Here is a 17953-nt window from a genome sequence, read left to right on the forward strand (position 1 = left end):
TTAGGTACGCCCCTCGCGGGTGTCAATGGATGGAGCCCGGAGCACGGGAGGAGTGAGCAATGGCGGTCCACACGGTGCTGTCCCCCGAAATCTTCACGCGCATCGCAGAGACCTTCGGGCTGGGAAACGTGCGCGGCGTGACGCCCATCCCCCAGGGCTCCATCAACACCAACCACCGGTTGGAGACCGACTCCGGCCGCTACTTCGTCCGCCACACGACGGTGCGCTCCTCGGAGGACCTGCGCTTCGAGTCCGCCCTGCTCGCGCACCTGGCCGCGCACCACTTCCCCTCGCCCGTGCAGCTCACCACGCGCGAGGGCGCCACCTTCGTCGAGCTCGCGGGCGGCCGCGTCAGCGTCTTCCGCTGGCTCCCGGGCGAGGAGAAGCGCCACCCCGGCCTCACCGCCGAGCACCTGGAGCGACTGGGCACCGAGCTGGGAAAGCTGCACCGCGACACCCAGTCCTTCGGCGGCAGCCGTGAGAACCCGTACTCACCCCAGGTGGTGCGCGGCTGGCTCGTGGAGCTCGCGCGCCATCCGGACACGACGCTGTCCTCGCTCTCCGGGGAGCTGGAGGGGATGCTCGCCAACGCGGAGTCACGGCGACAGGGCCTGGAGCCGCTCGGCGTCATCCACGCGGACCTCTTCACCGACAACGTGAAGTGGCTGGGCGACAGCGTGGGCGCCTTCTTCGACTTCGAGATGGCCTGCCGCGAGGCCTACGGCCTGGACCTGGTCATCACGTTGAACGCGTGGTGCTTCGACGGCGGGCAGTACCTGCCGGAGCTGTGTCGCGCGCTGGTGCGCGGCTACCAGGACGTCCGCCCGCTGGCCCCGGTGGAGCGCGAGAGCCTCTTCGGCCACGCGCTCTTCGGAGCGGTGCGCTTCACGGCGAGCCGCATCCGGGACTACCACCTGTCGGCGCTGCCCGCGGACAAGCTGGTGCGCAAGGACTACCGCACCTACCTGACCCGGGCCCGCGCGCTGACGGCCATGGGGCCCCAGGGCTACGCGACGCTCCTGGGGCTGTGAGTCCTCAGATGCCGGTGAGGATCTTCCACTGGTTGCCCTCGAGCCGGAACACCATCTGCTCCAGCTCCGCCTCCTTCTGCGGGCGCGAGGTGAGGCCCGGCATCCGGAAGCTCAGCTTCCAGTAGTAGATGGCCTTGGCGATGTCCTTGCCCACCTCCACGCGGCGCACCTCCATCTCCACCTTGGGCGACTGGAGCTGCGGGAAGAGCGTCTCCAGATAGGGCCCCAGGTTGGCCGCGGTGAGGTCGTCCTCGGGGTCGCTCGGCGTACCGCCGTCCTCGCGGAAGTCCTTGGACACCAGCGCCTGGATGGCGTGGGCGTCGCGTGCCTCGATGGCAGACCGATAGGCCTCCATCACTGCCAAAATGGCGCGGGTCTCGGAGGTGTCGTCGATTTCGGTGCCGGGGATGCGCTTCGGAGCGCAGGCGGCCAGGAGGGACAGGGCGCAGATGGCGAGGAAGCGGTAGAGCATGGCGGGGCCTTACGAAGACAATGCGGAGGAAGTCAACCCATTCCCCACGGCCCCGCCTGCACTTCGCGTGCCTCAGCCCTTGCGGATGACCTCGGAGATGAAGCGGTTGAGGACGGGAATCTCGTTGTCGAGAATCTTCAGGCCCTCGCCCTGGATGATCTTCTCGCCGATGAGCGCCAGGGGCTTCATCAGGAAGGGCAGCTTGAGGGAGATTTCACCGTCCATGGTGCGCTCCGTCTGACCGGCGCCCAAATCCCGGAAGCGCATGGTGCCTGTGTTCACCAGCATCTTGGAGATGGTGTGGGACGTGGGCACGTTGGTGAACGTGAGCTCCTTGCGGCGCTTGTCGTAGGTGGACGACTCGATGAAGGCGAACCACTCGGGGGGCACGCGCTTGGGGCCGATGCTCTCGATGACGGGCTTGGGGCGGTAGCGCACCTTGCGGCGGACCACGTCACCCTCGACCTTCACCTCGAGCGGCTGGAGCTCCAGCAGCACGCCATGGTGCTTGAGCAGGAACTCGAAGTAACGCTCGTCGAGGAGCGCGCGCTCCACCTCGTCCACCGTCCCCTGGATTCGCTGCCTCGTCTCGAACCGCATCGCTTCCCTCCTGATGACCTGGCTCGTCGCCGCTGTGTGGGCTGCCTGCCTAGCGGAAAGCGCGGCTAGCGGAAAGCCTGTCGTGGCACGAGCACGCCCCGGAAGGTCTTCTCCTCGAAATCACACCGCTCCACCCACTCCTGGGCGGTGGCCTTGAAGGCCGTGCCGAAGTCCGGGAGGACACCCACCTCGTGGCGCACCGCGCCGCAGTCGCCAGAGAGATAGGAAGCCTCCACCTTCAGGCGCAAGGCCTCGCGGCGAAGGGACAGGGGAAGCGAATCGTCCGACAGCGCACGTTGCAGGGACTCGCCGGCCAGGACGGGGGAGCCCACCTGCTGCAGCCTGCGGCCCAACAGGTAGTTGAGGTACGGGTCCGAGGGCAGGGCCTGCAGGGCGCGCGACAGGAGCAACAGCCGCAGCTCCTCCTTGGGGGCCAGGAAGTACGCGTCGATGCCGGCGCGGCGCGCCGTGGACTCCAGCGCGGCGAGCTTCACCTGGGCGGTGCGCGTCAAATCCGGCGTGGCGTCCAGGGCCAGCACCGTGTCCAGGTGCGCGCGGGCCTGCTCGGGGCGCTCGCGGCGGGTCTCCACGTCGGCCAGCGCCATGGCCACCTCGGCCTCGGAGACCGTCTGTCCCTTCACCTTGCCCGCGAGCGTGTCGAGCACGGTGGTGGCCTCGTCGTAGCGCTCCAGCGCGGAGAGGGCGGCGGCCTCGCCCAGGCGGTAGGCGGGCTCCTCGGGCTGGAGGGTGGCGGCGCGGGTGTAGCGCTCCAGCGCGTCCGCCGGGTCCGTCACGAGCGAGGCGCGGGCGGGCTCGGTGAGGCGGGCCACCTCGCGCGCGCAGGCGCGGCTGAAGAGGCTGCCGGCGCGGAAGCGCGCGAAGGCGCGGGCCACGGCGGCGTCGTCCAGGGGCAGGGCGTCGACATGGCGCTCCCACTCGCCGACGAGCTCGTCGAGGGGGCGGCCATAGGCCTCCTGGAAGTCCGCGTGCGCGTAGAGCGCGCGCAGCCTGTCGGAGCCGTAGGTGTCCGCGAGGTACAAGAGGAAGGAGCCGGCCACGGTGTACGCGCGCGCGGGAGCGGATTGGTAGAAGCCCTCCGGGCCCATCAGCTTGCGCATGTCCGGCGCCAGCTTCTGGCGGCGCATGCCCGCGGCCCACTGGTGCAGCGTGAGGTCTCCCTGCGCGGGGCCGTCCGCGGCGACGGCGAACCCCTCGATGACGCCCATGAGGGGCCACAGGCCCAGGCGCGTGGTGACGCGGAACGGACCGCTGCCGGCGGGCGCGGCCATCACGTGGGCCAGCTCGTGGTGCAGCGTGGAGTGGGGGAAGGCCTTGTCCTGGATGTGCAGCTCGTGGCGCCAGGGCTTGGCGTACTGGGTGCGGCCGGCGCCCACCAGGCGCTGCTTCTCCTCCTCGTTGCGATACAGCCACACGCGGATGCGCTCGGTGGGGGCGACGCCCAGGAAGCGCTGGACCTGCGTCCAGCGGAACTCCATGTCGCGGGCCAGCCGGTCCACGTCCTCGCGCGCCTTGCCCCGCGGGTAGTGCAGCCGGAAGTGCTCCGTGTCACGCACGCCGCCCAGCGTCTCGGCCAGGTACGCGTCCGTCATCCGGGTGCGCAGCTGGGGGCCCTTCACCTCCAGGAAGGTGATGGCCACGACGGGCAGCAGCAGCCCCACCAGCACGCCCACGCGCGGCGCCGCGCGGGACAGGTGCCCCGAGTCCAGCTTCAGGAACGCGGCGGCGAGGCCCGCGAGGACCCAGGCCCACAAGAGCGTCTCCAGCCGGAACCAGCCGAGCGCGGGCGTCATCACCAGGGCCTCGTCGTAGAGGGGGCCGGGGAGATGTCCCAGGTAGTGGTTGAAGGCGAAGACCTGGGGGCCGGCGACGATGGGCCACACCGTGGGCACGAGCGACAGCAGGACCAGGAGCACATGCAGCCCCACCCCCCGCGAGGGCCGCCGGGCGCCCAGGCCACACAGCACCCCCGACGCCGAGGCCAGCACGGCCGAGGGGAGGGTGAGCATGGGATAGAAACCCACCAGCTCGAACGGATCACACGCGGTGCGCAGCCACGCGAAGACGGTGGAGGTGAGGAAGGGGGGCACCAGCGCCGCCACGTTGAGGACCAGGGTCGCACCCAGGGCGCGGGCCACGGCGGTGCCGGGGGCGTCCGGGCGGAGGGCGCCAGGGGGGCGGGGCTCCTGTCCGAGGAGGATCCGGCGCTCCTGGGCGGCGGCGGCCACGCCCGTTCCCCCGCCGAGCAGGCCCACGGCGATGGCCAGGGCCAGGCCCAGCTCGAAGCCCGGGACGCCGAACAGGGGGAGGAGGACGAGCGCCGAGCCTCCGCCCGCCAGGAGGAGCAGGGGGGCCAGGACGGCCGGGCGACGCATCAAGGCGCGGGCTCGGGTGAGGACTTGCTCCATGGGCTTCCGTATACTCCCGGGCCGCATGTCCGAACAGAAGACAGGTCCCGAGCACCGCCAGCACGGGCGAGCGCCCATCGAGCTGAAGGTCGACTACAAGAAGCTCAACTCGTTCTTCGCGGACTACACGAAGAACATCAGCAAGGGTGGCACCTTCATCAAGACGAAGAAGCCGCTGCCCATCGGCACGCGCTTCCTCTTCAAGTTGACGGTGCCGCACCGGGAGGCGCCGTTCGAGCTGCTCGGCGAGGTCGTCTGGTCCAAGGCGGACGGCGACGAGCCGGGCATGGGCATCCGCTTCATCTACAGCAGCGACACGCAGCGGGTGGAGTTCGAGACCGTGGTGGAGCGGCTGATGTCCGACAGCCTGGGGCCCGAGCTCACCGAGAAGCTGCTCAACAAGCCGCTGCACCCCCAACACCCATGAAGACCTCCCGTCGGCTCGGCCTCGTCCTCCTGTCGCTCGCGCTCGGCGCCTGTCAGCAGGAGGCGCAGGGTCGACAGCCGTCGTCCACGCCCCCCGCGCCCGTGAAGCCTCCCGTCACCGACGTCACCGCGAAGGACTATGTGGGCCCCACGCTGCCGCGCGCGCACGTGCGGCTCAAGGACGCCTTCGGCGGAGTGCATCGGGTGGAGGTGGAGGTGGCCGCCACGCGCGACTCGCGCGAGCGCGGGATGATGTGGCGCACGGAGTTCGCCGAGGGCAAGGGGATGCTGTTCCTGTTCCCCCAGGAGTCGATGCAGGGCTTCTGGATGCGCAACACGCTCATCCCGCTGGACATCATCTTCATCACCGCGGACCTGCGCATCGCGGGCATCGTGTCGCGCGCGGTGCCCAAGTCGATGGAGACGCGCTCGGTGGGCGCGCCCAGCCAGTACGTGCTGGAGGTGCCGGGCGGCTGGGCGGAGAAGGTGGGCGTGCGCAAGGGCTCCCAGGTGGAGTTCGAGGGCGTGTCGAACCTCCGCATCGACCCGTGACGTCCTCGCGCGACGTTGCTCGCGCGTGACGTCATGGGGCCGTGACGTGATGAAGAAGTGACGCACTGAACAAGCCTTCGCCACACGGCCTCCTCAGGATGCGCTCGCGTCCGTTCGCCCGCATGGCGAGCGCGACGCGAACCCCTGGAGGAAGTGGCTCATGTCTTCTCGTCTGTTGCGGCTCGCGACCAGTGCGATGCTTCTGGGTAGCTCGTTGTCGTTCATCGCCTGTGATGGGGACACGGGCCCCGCTGGTGCGAACGGGCAGGATGGTCAGGATGGCGCGCCCGGTGAGGATGGTGCCCCGGGTGGTGACGGTGCTCCGGGTCCGGCGGGTCCGCAGGGTCCGGCGGGTCCGGGCTCGCAGGGACAGCCGGGACCTGGCGCGGTGACGCGCGCGCCCGGCGTGGAGTCGGGCACGCCCTTGTCCTCGGTCATCGCGCTGACGTTCCGCGGTGACCTGGGCACGGGCGCGACGAACCTGGCCGAGTACGTGAAGTCGCGCGTGGACCAGGTGGTGGCGGGCACGCTGCCCTCGCCGCTGGTGTTCCCGCTGCCGCCCGCGTCGACGGACACGGTGCGCACGGTGCCGGGTCTGTACTCGACCACGGTCATCAAGTGGATGGACCCCATCACCTTCAGCAAGACGGGGGCGCGCTTCGGCGCCAACGTGGACTACATCGCGTTCTTCGGTGACGGGTGGGCCTCGGGTGACAACGCGCCCCAGTTCAACGGGAGCGGCACGGCGGGGTGGATGTGGATCAACCACGAGTACATCTCCGGCACGAAGCCGCGCGTGGGTACGGCCCCCATCGGCCAGCACCTGGACTTCGCGCGCTTCCTGCGCAACAGCGGCACGCTGTCCAACACGGTGACGGACGGCACCACGTGGCAGGACGACGCGCTCGTCGCCTACAACAAGGAATGGAAGAAGCAGGTGGGCGGCACGTGGATTCGCGTGGTGCAGGACCCGGCCACCGGTGAGTGGGCGGTGGACCGCAACGCGGCGAACCTGCGCTACGACGCCTCCAGCGCCACGCTGTCGAAGGTGGTGGGCATGCGGCTGTCCGGCGTGGACACCGATGACTCCGGCGCGCCGCTGGCCGAGGGCGTGGTGGCGGGCACGCACTCCAACTGCTCGGGTGGACAGACGCCGTGGGGCACCCTCTTCACGGGCGAGGAGAACGTGCAGGGCGTCTACGGCGACCCCGAGGGTGGCCTGTGGACGTCGAAGAACGACTGGGTCCCCACCGCGCCCGGCATGCAGGCCGGCGCGCCGCTCGCGCCCGACTTCTCGGCGCCCGTGTCCGGCGACATGGTCAGCTCCGACACGCGCTCCACGCACCGCAAGGATGGCCACGGCTTCCTCACCGAAATCGACCCGGGCCAGCCTGGGGACCTCTGGTACGGCAAGGACGCGACGAAGCCGGGCGCGGGGCACCGCAAGATGGGCGTCATGGGCCGCGCGCACTGGGAGAACGCGGCCTTCGTCGTGGACGCGAACTGGAAGCTGCTCGCGGGCCAGCCCATCGTCATCTACGGCGGCGATGACCGCCGCGGTGGCCGCATCTTCAAGTTCGTGTCCAGCCGGCCGTACACGGCGGGGATGACGAAGGCGCAGACGCGCGCGCTGCTCGACGAGGGCAAGGTCTACGCGGCGCACTTCGCGGGGCTGAACAACGCCACGGGCGACACGCTGGTGGGCGGGGCCATCCCCACGGAAGAGGCGCCGGGGCAGGGTCGCTGGGTGGAGCTGAGCCTGGACAGCGCGGACCTGACGCCCAACGGCGAGGCGCTCGGCGTGCCCACGATGACGGTGGGCGCCGCGCTGCGCGACGTCAGCTACAACGCGATTGGCGGCTTCACGGACGACGACCAGGTGCGCAAGCTGTTGTGGACGGCGGCGAACAAGGTCGGCGTGATGGAGCTCAACCGCCCCGAGGACCTGGAGTGGAACCCCAAGGACCCGAGCGGCACGCCGCTGCTGTACGTGGCCTTCACCGAGCATGGAGACCCGACGGCGTTGGACCAGCAGGGCCGGGTCGCCACGGCGACGCGAGGGCAGGATGGCGTGTGGGTGACCAAGGCGCGCGCCGCCACGGACAACCGCGCGGTGGACCGCGTGGGCTCCATCTTCGGCATCCGCGAGGCGAACCCGGCGGCGCCGGGCGGCTCGAAGACCTTCGTCTACTTCCGGGTGTGGAAGGGCGAGACGGCGGCGACCAGCGCGGCGCCGGAGTTCTCGGCGGCGAAGCCGGACAACCTCGTCATCGACCGTGATGGCGGTGTGTGGTTCGGCACGGACGGCAACTTCGGCGTCAACAAGGTGGCCGACGGCGTCTACTACCTGAACCAGAAGCCGGCGCACCGGGGCAACGCGCACTTCCGCCGCGCCTTCCGCGTGCTGTCCATGCCGAGCGACGCGGAGGCCACCGGGCCCGCGTTCAGCGCGGACATGAAGACGCTCTTCGTCAGCGTCCAGCACCCGGGCGAGGACAGCTACAGCGTCTGGCCGTAGTCACGCGGGAAGCCAGGAGGGACGCCACCGATGTCGCTCAGGTCGAAGGGAGGCGCGCGAGCCGCCTTGGGGTTGTTGCTCGCGCTGGGAAGTCTGCTCGCATCCGCGGCGGTGTGGCGTCAGCGGGGGACGTCCGCGCCCTCGCAGGTGGAGCCTCCCTTCGACCCGCTCGCGCAGGCCCTGGCGAGCGGGAGCACGGTGGCCAACCGCGAGGCGCCCATTCCGTCCATGTGCTACACGAAGACGGAGGGCGTCTCGAATCCGTGCTGGACGTGTCACACGGGCGGCGTCGGCTTCAACACGATGGACGATGAGTCGCTGCAGGCCGAGTACGCCTTCAGCGACGTGGGGTTGCTCAACCAGTGGAGCAACCTCTTCACGGACCGCTCGCGGGCGATGAAGGCCATCTCCGACGACGAGGTGCTGCGCTACATCCGCGAGGACAACTACGCGCCGCTGCGCGAGGCGTTGATGCAGCGGCCCGGTGGATTCAAGGGCTGGGTGCCGGACGTGGACCTCTCGCGAGGGTTCGACGCGGAGGGCTTCGCGAAGGACGGCAGTGGCTGGCGGGCCGTGCGCTACAAGCCGTTCCTCGGGACGTTCTGGCCGACGAATGGCAGCACGGATGACGTGTTCATCCGGCTTCCGGATGCGTTCCGCCGCGATGCGGGAGGGCAGCCGTCGCGCGAGGTGTATCGGCTCAACCTGGCCATCCTGGAGGCGGCGATGACGGTGGACCCGGCGCTGCTGGACGCGGCGAAGTCGCGCCGCCGGGTGGAGCCGGTGGACGAGCGCTCGGGCGGGGTGGACCTGGATGGAGACGGTGTGCTGGCCCGGGGCGTGGAGGTGGTGAAGGGACTGCCCACGCACTACGCGGGGGCGGCGGCGAAGGTGCCGGTGCGGCGCGACTTCTATCCGCGCGGCGTCGAGTTCCTGCACACCGTGCGGTACGTGGACCCGGATGCGCCCGCGTTGTTGTCGGCGCGCATGAAGGAGGTCCGCTACTCGCGCAAGGACGAGGAGTACGCCGGGGACCAGGTGATGGCGTTCTACGGCGCGGAGCAGGAGAAGAAGATGCGCAACCGGTTGCCCGCGTTCCCGGGCACGCCGGAGCTGGGGCTCATCAACGAGTTCGGCTGGCGCCTGCAGGGCTTCATCGAGGATGCGAAGGGCCGGCTGCGCGTGCAGACGATGGAGGAGCACGTGTTCTGCATGGGCTGTCACACGAACCTGGGGGTGACGGTGGACCAGACCTTCGGCTTCCCGCGCAAGGTGCCGGGCAGGGAAGGGTGGCGACACCAGGACCTGCGTGGCATCGCGGACGTGCCGCAAGCGGGGCACGCGAAGCCGGAGGTGCTCACGTACTTCGAGCGGGTGAAGGGCGGCGACGAGTTCCGCGCGAACGAGGAGTTGCTCACGCGCTTCTTCGCGGAGGGGAAGGTGGATGAGGCGTCCGTGCGTCGGGCCGCGGTGGGCGGGGACAAGGACCTGGCCTGGTTGCTGACGCCGTCACGGGAGCGGGCGCTGGCGCTGGGGCGGGCGTACATCGCGCTGGTTCGCGAGCAGGGCTTCGCGAAGGGGCGCGACACGTTGCTGGCGCCTCCGACGAACGTGCTGCCCTCGGTGGAGAACGGCTCCACGGGCCTGGAGGACGCGGGCCTCATCTTCGAGGACGGCCGACTGCACCTCGCGTGGGAGTAGTCGCGGACGTCGTCGGCTCACGAGGGAGCGTCATCGGCGAGCGCGGGTGACGCTCCGCCTGCTCCAGGCGCGGGGGAGGACCGCGCAGTCCCACCGCTACTTCGCGGCAGGGCGCTCGGCGAGCTCGGTGGCGCGCAGCAGCAACTGCTTCATCGTCACGGTGCCCAGGAACTGTCCCTGCGCATCCGTGACGACCACCGGGTCGTAGACCGCGTCCGGAGGCCGCGCCATCGCGAGCCCCACGAGCGCCGTCACCGCGACCTCGTCCTCGATGATGAGCGAGGGCACATGCGCCGCGCTTCCGGGAACCCATGACGCGAGATTGCGCCGCGTCACCAACGCCAGGGGCCGCGAGCCCTCGAGCACCACCACGTGGTCCGCCTGCGGCGCGTCGCGGAACACGTCGTTCACCGTGGCCACCGTCGCGGACCCCTCCACCGTCGCGCGACGGATGACCAGTCCACCCACGGTCGTGTCCGCCGCGCGCTCCCGCAGGAGCAGGGCGCGCATCGCCTCGCGTCGCCGGGACTCGAACGCCTCCGCCGGGCGCATCGGGCTCGGCGTCGGACGCGCGAGCAGGTAGCCCTGCGCGTGACGGATGCCCAGCCGCAGCAACACCGTCATCTCCTCCCACGTCTCCACGCCCTCGGCGATGAGGATGGCGTCCACGCTCGACGAGAAGTCCACCAGCGACTTCACCAGGTGCTGCCGGTACGCATGCAGATGGATGTCGCGCACCAACGCCTGGTCCAGCTTGATGAAGCGCGGCGCGCAGTGCACCAACGTCACCAGCCCCGAGTGCCCCGCGCCGAAGTCATCCAGCGCGAGCCCGAAGCCCTGCGCCGCGCACTCGCGCGTCAGCCGCTGCAACAGCGCGCCATCCTCGATGACCGCCTTCTCGGTGATCTCCAACACGAGATGCCGAGGCCCCAACCCGTGCCGCTCCAACAGCGCCAACGTCGAGCCATCCCCGAAGCGCGGATCACTCAACACATCCGGGCTCACGTTGAAGAAGAACGGCGCGCGACGCTGGTCCTCCGGCAACTTCGAGATGCAGCGCAGCGCCGACGTCCAACACGCGCGCTCCAACTCCCACGTGTAGCCGGAGACTCGCGCATGCGTGAACAGCTCGTGCGGTGACTCGAGCGAGCCTTGTCCACGCGACAGCACTTCGTACCCGATGACCTCGCCCGAGCGCAGATCCACGATGGGCTGGAAGGCGGAGGTCACCCCAGGCTCAGTGCCGTTCCACAACCAGAGAGGAATCAGACCGGGCTGTCGGACGAGGGGGTGGGTCATGACGTGGCAAATGTTACCTGACGCTACCCACGTCTACAGTTCATGCCTGCGAACCACCACCACAACCACCACTCAGCGTACGAGCCAGCGCCCGTTTCCTCCTCTGCCCGTGTTCGATATCCGGGAATTCCCTGCTCAGGACGTGCGAATCCGAGCGGTTTCGGCCTCCGAGGAGACCTCCTCCCCGACGGGTTGGACGGGCTCGGGGACGTGCGCGAGGGTGGCTTGCGAGGCCACGGCGTCCAGTCCCTGGCCCTCTTCCCACTGCACGGAGGACAGCGCGCGGAAGCGTCGCGCGAGCGATGACAGCTCCGCGGCCTTGAGCTGCGCCTGTCCGCTGCGCAGCGACAACAGCGCCACGCGCGCGCGCTCCAACAACGCCACTTCGGAGCGAAGCCGCGCGAGGATTCGCTCGCGACGCACCTTCAGCTCACCCAGTCGCTCCACCTCCTCCGCGAGCGACGCGGCGGCCGCCTCCAACTGTCTGCGGGCCACCGAGTCCGTGGTGGCGCGCGCGCTGCGCTCCAGCTCATCTCGCTCGGCCCGCAGCTCCGCCTGCGCGCGCTCCTCGAGCTGCGACTCCACGCCCGCCCACTCGGAGGACAGCTCCACCGCGTCGCGGGTGATGCGCGCCAGCGTGCGGGCCAGCTCCTCGCGCGCGGGCTCTCGCGGCAACAGCGCGAGCGACTGACCACACTGGCGATACAACGCGAGCGCGCGCTCGCACTGCGTCCGGAAGTCCCCCGCGAGCCGCGGAATCAGCTCCTCCGCGCGCGCCTCCACCGGGTCCGCCGTGAGGGCCAGGTGCGCCGCCACCGAGCTCAGTCCCACGAAGAGGCCCAGGATGGCGCCCGTCGCTCCCGCCGCGAGCAGCGCGGGCGTGGCCAGGTCCGCCAGCCGCGCGGAGAACACCCGCGCAATCTCCGAGCCCGCGAGCGTGAGCCCCGCGCCCAGGAGCGCCCCCAGTCCCAGATGCACGAGGGTGGGGCGCGCCTCCGCCACCTGTCCCTCCACGCCCTTCTCACTCAGCCGCGAGCGCACCAGCAGCGAGCCCGCCGCCGCCGCGCTGCAGGCCACCGTCCACGCGGGCGCCATCCCCAGCGCATACGGCACCGCCGTCAGCAGCACGCCCAGGCCTCCCAGCAGCACGCGGTCCCACTTGTCGCCCTGCGCGCACGCCAGCACCACCGCCGCCGGCACCAGCCACACCAACGGCAACGGCACGCCCAGCCTCGCCGTGACGAGCTGCACCAGCCCCGCGCCCGCGCCCGCGGCCAGCGCCCTCGTCACGGTGCGCTCGAAGGCTTCGCGGTGGTGCAACTGCAAAATGGTGGCGTTCATCGACACTCCGAGCATGGGGGCAGGGCAAGGGGCTCCCCCTTTCACGCACGGCCGAATTAAAAGGTCTGCCGGAATGAGAACCCCCCCGGTCCCCGTGGCGATGCGCGCGCTGGTCCTCCACGCCTATGACGGGCGCCCCGAGTCCCTCCAGGTCCAGACCCGCGCCGTGCCGCGTCCCACCGCGGGGCAGGTGCTGGTGCGCATGGCCGCCTCGCCCATCAACCCCGCGGACCTCCAATTCGTGCGAGGCCAGTACGGCGTGCGAAACGCGCTGCCCGTGGTGCCGGGCTTCGAGGGCAGCGGCACCGTGGTGTCCGCGGGGAGCCTCGCGGGACAGCTGCTCGTGGGGCGCCGCGTGGCGTGCGTGGCCCCGGTGGGCGGTGACGGCCTGTGGGCCGAGTACGCGGTGGTGCCGCTGCAGCAGTGCATCCCGCTTCGCGCGCACATCTCCGTGGAGCAGGGCGCCAGCCTCTTCGTCAACCCCTTCACCGCGTGGGTGCTGATGGACCGCGCGAAAGAGGGGGGCCACGTGGCGCTGGCGCAGACGGGCGCCGCGAGCAGCGTGGGGCGGATGCTGGGCTCGCTGGCCCGTCGTCGGAACGTGGCCATGGTGCACGTGGTGCGGCGCAAGGAGCAGGTGGAGCTGTTGCGCGGCCTGGGCGCCGAGCACGTGCTGAGCAGCGACGAGCCCGAGTTCCAGGAGCGGCTGCGGCTCATGTGTCACGAGCTCAAGGTGACGCTCGCCTTCGACGCGGTGGCGGGGCGCCTGACGGGGCAGCTGTTGAGCGCGCTGCCCGAGGGCGGGCACGTCACGGTGTATGGCGCGCTGTCGGAGCAGGAGTGCCGCTTCGACCCGGGCGACGTCATCTTCGGGCGCAAGACGGTGGACGGCTTCGCGCTGTCGGAGTGGGCGCGCCGGGGCTTCGGCCGCGAGCAGCTCAAGGCGCTGATGGGCGTACCGGCGCTGGTGGGCCGGGAGCTGGAGACGCCCGTGCGCGCGCGGCTGCCGCTCGAGTCCGCCGGCGAGGCGGTGAAGATCGCCTCCGCGGACATGACGTCCGGCAAGGTGCTCTTCATGCCGGCGCAGGGCTCGCTGACCTGAACCAAGGCCCGCGCTCAGGCCTTGTCGCGGGAGATGGAGCCGACCTTGCCCTTCGTCACGCGCAGGTAGTCGGCCGGGGCCAGCACGAGCTGCGTGCCGCGCACGCCCGCGGAGACGGCCACCTCGTCGAACAGCTCCAGCGTCTCGTCGACGAAGACCGGGTAGTCCTTCTTGCCGCCGATGGCCGTACAGCCGCCGCGCACGTAGCCGGTGAGCGGCTGCAGCTCCTTGAGCGGCACCGTGTCCACCTTGCGGTCTCCGCTCAGCCGGGCCAGCGCCTTCAGGTCCAGCTCCGCGTTGCCGGGCACCACCGCCATCAACACGCCGGTGCGGTCTCCGCGCGCGACGAGCGTCTTGAAGACCTGCTCCGCGGGCATGCCCACCTTGGCGGCCACCGACTCCGCGGAGAGGTCCTCCGGGTCGACCTCGTAGTCGCGCAGCGAGTACTTCACGCCCAGCGAGTCGAGCAGCCGGGCGGCGTTCGTCTTCATCGCGTCACACCCCGAGGACGGCGGCCGCGGCCTTCACCCGCGCGAGGGCGTCCTCGGGCGTGGTGCCCACCGCGGACAGGTGCCCCATCTTGCGTCCCTTGCGCGCCTCGCGCTTGCCATACAGGTGCAGCCGCACGCCGGGCAGCGCCAGCGCGTCCTCGAAGCGCGGCCCACCCTCGCGCAGCCACAAGTCGCCCAGCAGGTTGACGATGGCCGCCGGACGCACGACCTCCACCGAGCCCAGGGGCAGGTTGCACGCCGCGCGCACGGCCTGCTCGAACTGCGAGGTGAGGCAGGCGACCTCCGTGGAGTGGAAGCTGTTGTGCGGACGCGGCGCCAGCTCGTTGACGAGCACCGTGCCGTCGCGCAGCAGGAACAGCTCCAGCACCAACAGGCCCTCCACCTGCAGCGCGTCGGTGATGGCGCGCGCCAGCTCCGTGGCCCGCGCGGCGACCTTCTCCGGCAGGGGGCCCGGCAATAGCGACCACGCGAGGATGCGCTCCTCGTGGTGGTTGAAGGCCGGCGGGTACACCGCGAGCTCTCCCTTGGGGCTGCGCGCCACCAGCACGGACAGCTCCGACTCCAGATCCAACGCGGCCTCGACGACGACGGAGCGCTCACCCAGCTCGCGCCACGCGGAAGCGGCCTCGCTCGCGGACTTCACCTCCACCTGCCCGCGCCCGTCGTAGCCGCCCTCGCTGGACTTCACGAAGCACCGTCCGCCCAGCGCCTGGATGGCCTGCGCCAGCTCGTCGGCGGAGTGCGCCTCGCGCCACGGCCCCACGGGGAAGCCGCCCTTGGCGAGCCAGCCCTTCTGCCGGCCCCGGTGCTGGATGATGTTCAGCACGGACGCGCCCGGGCGCATGGGCGCGTGGCGCGCCACCGCCTCCAGCGTGGCGAGCGGCACCTTCTCGATTTCGAGCGTCACCGTGTCGCAGCTCTTGGCGAGCTCCTCCGCGGCGACGATGTCCGCGAAGGACGCGGTGAGGCAGCGGTCCACCACGGAGCGCGAGGGGCACGTCGGGTCCGGGTCCAACGCCTGCACCTGGAAGCCGAGCGTGCGCGCGGCCAGCGCCATCATCCGCCCGAGCTGCCCTCCGCCGAGGATGCCAATCGTCCCGCCGGGGAGCACCACGCGCGGGCTCATGACAGCTCCCGGTGCGCGAGCACCTCGTCGGTGCGCGCCTTGCGCCACGCGGCCAGTCGCTCGCGCAGCTCCGGATACTTCAGCGCCAGGATGGACGCGGCGTGCAGCGCGGCGTTGGCGGCGCCCGGCTTGCCGATGGCCTGCGTCCCCACCGGCACGCCCTTGGGCATCTGCACGATGGAGAGCAGCGCGTCGATGCCGTTGAGCAGCGTGGTGGGCATGGGCACGCCGATGACCGGCAGCAGCGTCTTGGCGGACACCATGCCCGGCAGGTGGGCCGCGCCTCCCGCGGCCGCGATGATGAGCGACAGTCCGCGCGACTCGGCCGTGGACGCGTACTCCATCATCCAGTCCGGCGTGCGGTGCGCGGAGACCACGCGCACCTCGTGGGGGATGCCCAGCTCCTTCAAGACATCGATGCCCGGCTGCAGGTACTCGAGGTCGCTCTTGCCGCCCATGATGACCCCGACCCAGGGGGTGTTGCCGCTCGCCATTCGGTCCACGCCTCCATGCGCTCTCCGGCCGAAGCCTGGAGGAGGGCGGAGATAGGCGGGGGGCGGGGGACGGTCAACCTGGAAAGACGTCCCCACGCCCGGGGAGTGGGAGAGCGCACAGCCGCGCCCTTCAGTACGTGGAGCCGACCTTGCCGAAGCCGCGCAGGGCCTTCACCTTGGACTTCTTCACCGCCGAGCGGAGCTCCTCCTCGCTGCCGGCGCTGCTGTACTCGTCCAGCGTGGCCTGCTGCTCGGCCAGGTCCGCGGCCACCGCGGCGGGGCTGGCCACCGTGCCGGCCTCCTGGAGCATCACCTGGTTCTGCTGGATGTAGCCCTTGGCCTCCTCGCGGCGGCCGTCACGCAGGGCCTCGGCGGCCTTCTGGAGGTTCGCCGCGCTGCGCGCCCGCACCGCGTACACCGTGGCGTCCTTGTCCTGGCGCGCGAGGACCTCCTCCTGCCGGTCCGTCACCACCGCGGACAGCGCGGCGTTGCTCTCCACCGGCGCCTGGCGGATGAGGTCCGAGTAGCTCAGTGACACGTCCGTCACGCGCACGGTGCTGCCCACCGCCTGGCCCATCGTCACCAGCCTGACGACGACGCGCTCCAGCTGGCCGGCGGAGAAGTCCGGCAGCGACACCGTCACCTGGTTGCCGGACTGCCGCGCGTTGTAGCCCATCACCTCGCCCAGCGACGTGCCGGACGGCAGCGTGAAGGTGAGCGTCACGCCGCGCGCCACCGTCGTGGAGGCCTGCTGCAAATCCTTCTGGAAGAGCGCGGCCAGCTGGCTTGCGTCCTCGAGGAAGCCGTACGCGCCCGCGCCGTACTCGGCGAACGCCTGCATCAGGTCCTCGTTGAAGTCGGTGCCCACGCCGATGGAGCTCACCGTGATTCCGGACGCGCGCAGCTCCTGCACCTGGCGCTTCAGGCCCTCGTCGTCGGTGATTCCCTCGGTGGGCTGGCCGTCGCTCATCAGGATGAGGCGGTTGACGCGGAAGGACGACTGCGCGGTGGACAGCTGGAAGCGGCCCGCGGACAGGCCCGCGGCGATGTTGGTGCCGCCGTCATCCCAGATGCCGTCCACGTACTGGAGCATCCGCTCGCGCTGCGCGGGCGTGGCGAGCGCCGCCGGCAGGCTCTTCACGTCCGAGCCGTAGTGGACGATGGCCAGCCGGTCCTCCTCGCGCATCAGCCCGATGAGGTGCCGCGCGGCCTGCTTCGCCTGCGCCAGCTTGTAGCCGCTCATGGAGCCCGAGCGGTCGATGACCAGCGCCAGATTCACCGGGCTGCGCTTGGCCCCCGGCACCTCCGCGCCCATCAGGTCCACCGTGGCGAACAGCTCCGAGCTGCCCGCGGGGACGTACGGGTGCGACAGGCGGCTCGTCATGGTCAGCGAGCCGGGCGCGCCCTGGAGGGGCGGGGGCTTGCTGGGAGGCGGGTCCACCACCACGACGGGCTGCGTCTTCGGCAGGCTCACCTGGGGCAGGCCCAACACCAGCGCGGTGAGGGCCAGGACTCCAGCCAGGGAGAGGAAGAGGACCGTTCGATTCATGAGGCAGGGCTCCAGGGCGTGAGGACGCGGGCCCTGCCTTTACGAACCAGCGCGGGGAAAAGGTCTATCCCCCGCGCCGGAAAGTGTCACCCACCCTGCGAGGTGCCCAGGCTCCCTGCGCAGAAGAACGGCGAGTTGTTCTCGCCGAAGGTGTTCCGATAGAAGTTCTCGTCCGCGGAGCGCAGCGCCTCCAGCGTCTCCTGGTCCAGCAGCAACGAGCGGCACGTCATGCGCTTGGGCAGGTTGGGCTCCACGTCCGTGGTGTCCTTCACCTCACACGCGCTGGTGCTCGCGCCGTCGATGCAGGGCTTGCTGCAGTAGCCGCGCGCGGGGGCCGTCAGGTCCACCTCACCTTCCGCGGTGCGGGCTCGCGGGTACTCCTGATCCCGCACGCAGATGAGGTCCTCGCACTCCACGGAGCCGAAGGAGATGAAGTCCTGGCGGTCCGCCACCTCGCTCTCCAACACCGGCACCGCGCCCGTCGGATAGTCGGTCTCCTCCTGAGGCGTGGCCGCCTTGCGCACCAGGGTGCAGGGCTTGCCGATTTCGCTGCTGACCTTGCATCCCGCCAGGACGAACACGGTGGTCGCGAGGAACGCGGCTCGGACGGACATCTTCATGAGACCTCTTCAAAAGGGGGGAGGGGCGTGGAGGGGCCACGCTCAGCGCTCCCCAGGGTAGCACAGCACCTCCCGGTGCCAACGACCCTAGAGTCGCACTGTCCGCTCTGGAATTGTGCAGGAATACCGGAGAGATACAGGGCAGACAGGCATCAATAGGGCGGTTGCCGCTCGGGAATACGAC

At 70.6% G+C, this 17953-nt stretch carries 16 protein-coding genes; 6 read left to right on the plus strand and 10 right to left on the minus strand.

Features of this window, described 5'->3' with window-relative positions:
* Positions 1-59: 59 nt before the first annotated feature.
* The gene (locus tag LXT21_RS17670; RefSeq protein WP_254039316.1) at positions 60-1031 is read left to right on the plus strand and encodes a homoserine kinase; all 972 of its coding nucleotides are present in this window, start codon (positions 60-62) and stop codon (positions 1029-1031) included.
* 4 nt (positions 1032-1035) lie between these two features.
* Here LXT21_RS17670 and LXT21_RS17675 read toward each other — a convergent pair whose 3' ends face one another.
* The 3 genes from LXT21_RS17675 to LXT21_RS17685 form a co-directional block, all read right to left on the minus strand.
* The gene (locus LXT21_RS17675; RefSeq protein ID WP_254039317.1) at positions 1036-1503 is read right to left on the minus strand and encodes a nuclear transport factor 2 family protein; all 468 of its coding nucleotides are present in this window, start codon (positions 1501-1503) and stop codon (positions 1036-1038) included.
* Between the two features lie 72 nt (positions 1504-1575).
* Positions 1576-2103: a hypothetical protein gene (locus tag LXT21_RS17680; protein WP_254039318.1), complete on the minus strand. Its 528-nt coding sequence runs from the start codon at positions 2101-2103 to the stop codon at positions 1576-1578.
* A gap of 65 nt (positions 2104-2168) precedes the next feature.
* Positions 2169-4529, minus strand: coding sequence for a hypothetical protein (locus LXT21_RS17685; RefSeq protein WP_254039319.1), 2361 nt, complete (start codon positions 4527-4529; stop codon positions 2169-2171).
* A gap of 25 nt (positions 4530-4554) precedes the next feature.
* Here LXT21_RS17685 and plpQ point away from each other — a divergent pair, with 25 nt between their 5' ends.
* From plpQ to LXT21_RS17705, 4 genes are all read left to right on the plus strand, one after another.
* Positions 4555-4956, plus strand: coding sequence for a motility regulator PlpA (gene plpQ / locus LXT21_RS17690; RefSeq protein WP_046712779.1), 402 nt, complete (start codon positions 4555-4557; stop codon positions 4954-4956).
* On the plus strand, positions 4953-5507 hold the full coding sequence (locus LXT21_RS17695; protein ID WP_254039320.1) for a DUF192 domain-containing protein: 555 nt from the start codon (positions 4953-4955) through the stop codon (positions 5505-5507). The genes plpQ and LXT21_RS17695 overlap by 4 nt, the downstream gene beginning before the upstream one ends.
* Positions 5508-5667: 160 nt before the next feature.
* Positions 5668-8025, plus strand: a complete 2358-nt coding sequence (locus LXT21_RS17700; RefSeq protein WP_254039321.1) for a PhoX family protein — start codon at positions 5668-5670, stop codon at positions 8023-8025.
* A gap of 30 nt (positions 8026-8055) precedes the next feature.
* Positions 8056-9726, plus strand: coding sequence for a hypothetical protein (locus tag LXT21_RS17705; protein ID WP_254039322.1), 1671 nt, complete (start codon positions 8056-8058; stop codon positions 9724-9726).
* A gap of 96 nt (positions 9727-9822) precedes the next feature.
* Here LXT21_RS17705 and LXT21_RS17710 read toward each other — a convergent pair whose 3' ends face one another.
* Together LXT21_RS17710 and LXT21_RS17715 are read right to left on the minus strand one after the other, a co-directional pair.
* On the minus strand, positions 9823-10956 hold the full coding sequence (locus LXT21_RS17710; RefSeq protein ID WP_254039323.1) for an EAL domain-containing protein: 1134 nt from the start codon (positions 10954-10956) through the stop codon (positions 9823-9825).
* A 204-nt stretch (positions 10957-11160) separates the two neighbouring features.
* Entirely contained in the window at positions 11161-12366 is a 1206-nt protein-coding gene (locus LXT21_RS17715; RefSeq protein ID WP_254039324.1) for a hypothetical protein, read from the minus strand.
* Between the two features lie 73 nt (positions 12367-12439).
* On the opposite strand from LXT21_RS17715, the gene LXT21_RS17720 reads away from it, so the two are divergent.
* A complete protein-coding gene (locus LXT21_RS17720) occupies positions 12440-13468 on the plus strand; it encodes a zinc-binding dehydrogenase (RefSeq protein ID WP_254039325.1) in 1029 nt (342 codons plus the stop codon).
* A 14-nt stretch (positions 13469-13482) separates the two neighbouring features.
* On the opposite strand, the gene ybaK is transcribed toward LXT21_RS17720, so the two are convergent.
* From ybaK to cglC, 5 genes are all read right to left on the minus strand, one after another.
* Entirely contained in the window at positions 13483-13959 is a 477-nt protein-coding gene (gene ybaK / locus LXT21_RS17725; protein WP_254039326.1) for a Cys-tRNA(Pro) deacylase, read from the minus strand.
* A 4-nt stretch (positions 13960-13963) separates the two neighbouring features.
* On the minus strand, positions 13964-15106 hold the full coding sequence (purK, locus tag LXT21_RS17730) for a 5-(carboxyamino)imidazole ribonucleotide synthase (RefSeq protein WP_254039327.1): 1143 nt from the start codon (positions 15104-15106) through the stop codon (positions 13964-13966).
* Entirely contained in the window at positions 15103-15600 is a 498-nt protein-coding gene (gene purE, locus LXT21_RS17735; RefSeq protein ID WP_046712787.1) for a 5-(carboxyamino)imidazole ribonucleotide mutase, read from the minus strand. Before purE ends, purK begins: the two co-directional genes overlap by 4 nt.
* A 130-nt stretch (positions 15601-15730) precedes the next feature.
* Positions 15731-17149, minus strand: a complete 1419-nt coding sequence (locus LXT21_RS17740) for a vWA domain-containing protein (RefSeq protein ID WP_254039328.1) — start codon at positions 17147-17149, stop codon at positions 15731-15733.
* An 86-nt stretch (positions 17150-17235) separates the two neighbouring features.
* A complete protein-coding gene (cglC, locus tag LXT21_RS17745) occupies positions 17236-17769 on the minus strand; it encodes an adventurous gliding motility lipoprotein CglC (RefSeq protein ID WP_254039329.1) in 534 nt (177 codons plus the stop codon).
* Positions 17770-17953 lie beyond the last annotated feature (184 nt).

Origin of the sequence: Myxococcus guangdongensis, assembly GCF_024198255.1 — a bacterium.
In the GTDB taxonomy this organism is placed as follows: domain Bacteria; phylum Myxococcota; class Myxococcia; order Myxococcales; family Myxococcaceae; genus Myxococcus; species Myxococcus guangdongensis.

Excerpts from the sequence above, each read along its gene's own strand:
- LXT21_RS17675 (WP_254039317.1), bottom strand. The coding sequence starts at position 1,503 with ATGCTCTACCGCTTCCTCGCCATCTGCGCCCTGTCCCTCCTGGCCGCC.
- LXT21_RS17720 (WP_254039325.1), top strand. The coding sequence starts at position 12,440 with ATGAGAACCCCCCCGGTCCCCGTGGCGATGCGCGCGCTGGTCCTCCAC.
- LXT21_RS17715 (WP_254039324.1), bottom strand. The coding sequence starts at position 12,366 with ATGAACGCCACCATTTTGCAGTTGCACCACCGCGAAGCCTTCGAGCGC.
- purE (WP_046712787.1), bottom strand. The coding sequence starts at position 15,600 with ATGGCGAGCGGCAACACCCCCTGGGTCGGGGTCATCATGGGCGGCAAG.
- ybaK (WP_254039326.1), bottom strand. The coding sequence starts at position 13,959 with ATGAAGACGAACGCCGCCCGGCTGCTCGACTCGCTGGGCGTGAAGTAC.
- LXT21_RS17700 (WP_254039321.1), top strand. The coding sequence starts at position 5,668 with ATGTCTTCTCGTCTGTTGCGGCTCGCGACCAGTGCGATGCTTCTGGGT.
- LXT21_RS17680 (WP_254039318.1), bottom strand. The coding sequence starts at position 2,103 with ATGCGGTTCGAGACGAGGCAGCGAATCCAGGGGACGGTGGACGAGGTG.
- LXT21_RS17670 (WP_254039316.1), top strand. The coding sequence starts at position 60 with ATGGCGGTCCACACGGTGCTGTCCCCCGAAATCTTCACGCGCATCGCA.
- LXT21_RS17695 (WP_254039320.1), top strand. The coding sequence starts at position 4,953 with ATGAAGACCTCCCGTCGGCTCGGCCTCGTCCTCCTGTCGCTCGCGCTC.
- cglC (WP_254039329.1), bottom strand. The coding sequence starts at position 17,769 with ATGAAGATGTCCGTCCGAGCCGCGTTCCTCGCGACCACCGTGTTCGTC.
- LXT21_RS17740 (WP_254039328.1), bottom strand. The coding sequence starts at position 17,149 with ATGAATCGAACGGTCCTCTTCCTCTCCCTGGCTGGAGTCCTGGCCCTC.
- plpQ (WP_046712779.1), top strand. The coding sequence starts at position 4,555 with ATGTCCGAACAGAAGACAGGTCCCGAGCACCGCCAGCACGGGCGAGCG.
- purK (WP_254039327.1), bottom strand. The coding sequence starts at position 15,106 with ATGAGCCCGCGCGTGGTGCTCCCCGGCGGGACGATTGGCATCCTCGGC.
- LXT21_RS17705 (WP_254039322.1), top strand. The coding sequence starts at position 8,056 with ATGTCGCTCAGGTCGAAGGGAGGCGCGCGAGCCGCCTTGGGGTTGTTG.
- LXT21_RS17685 (WP_254039319.1), bottom strand. The coding sequence starts at position 4,529 with ATGGAGCAAGTCCTCACCCGAGCCCGCGCCTTGATGCGTCGCCCGGCC.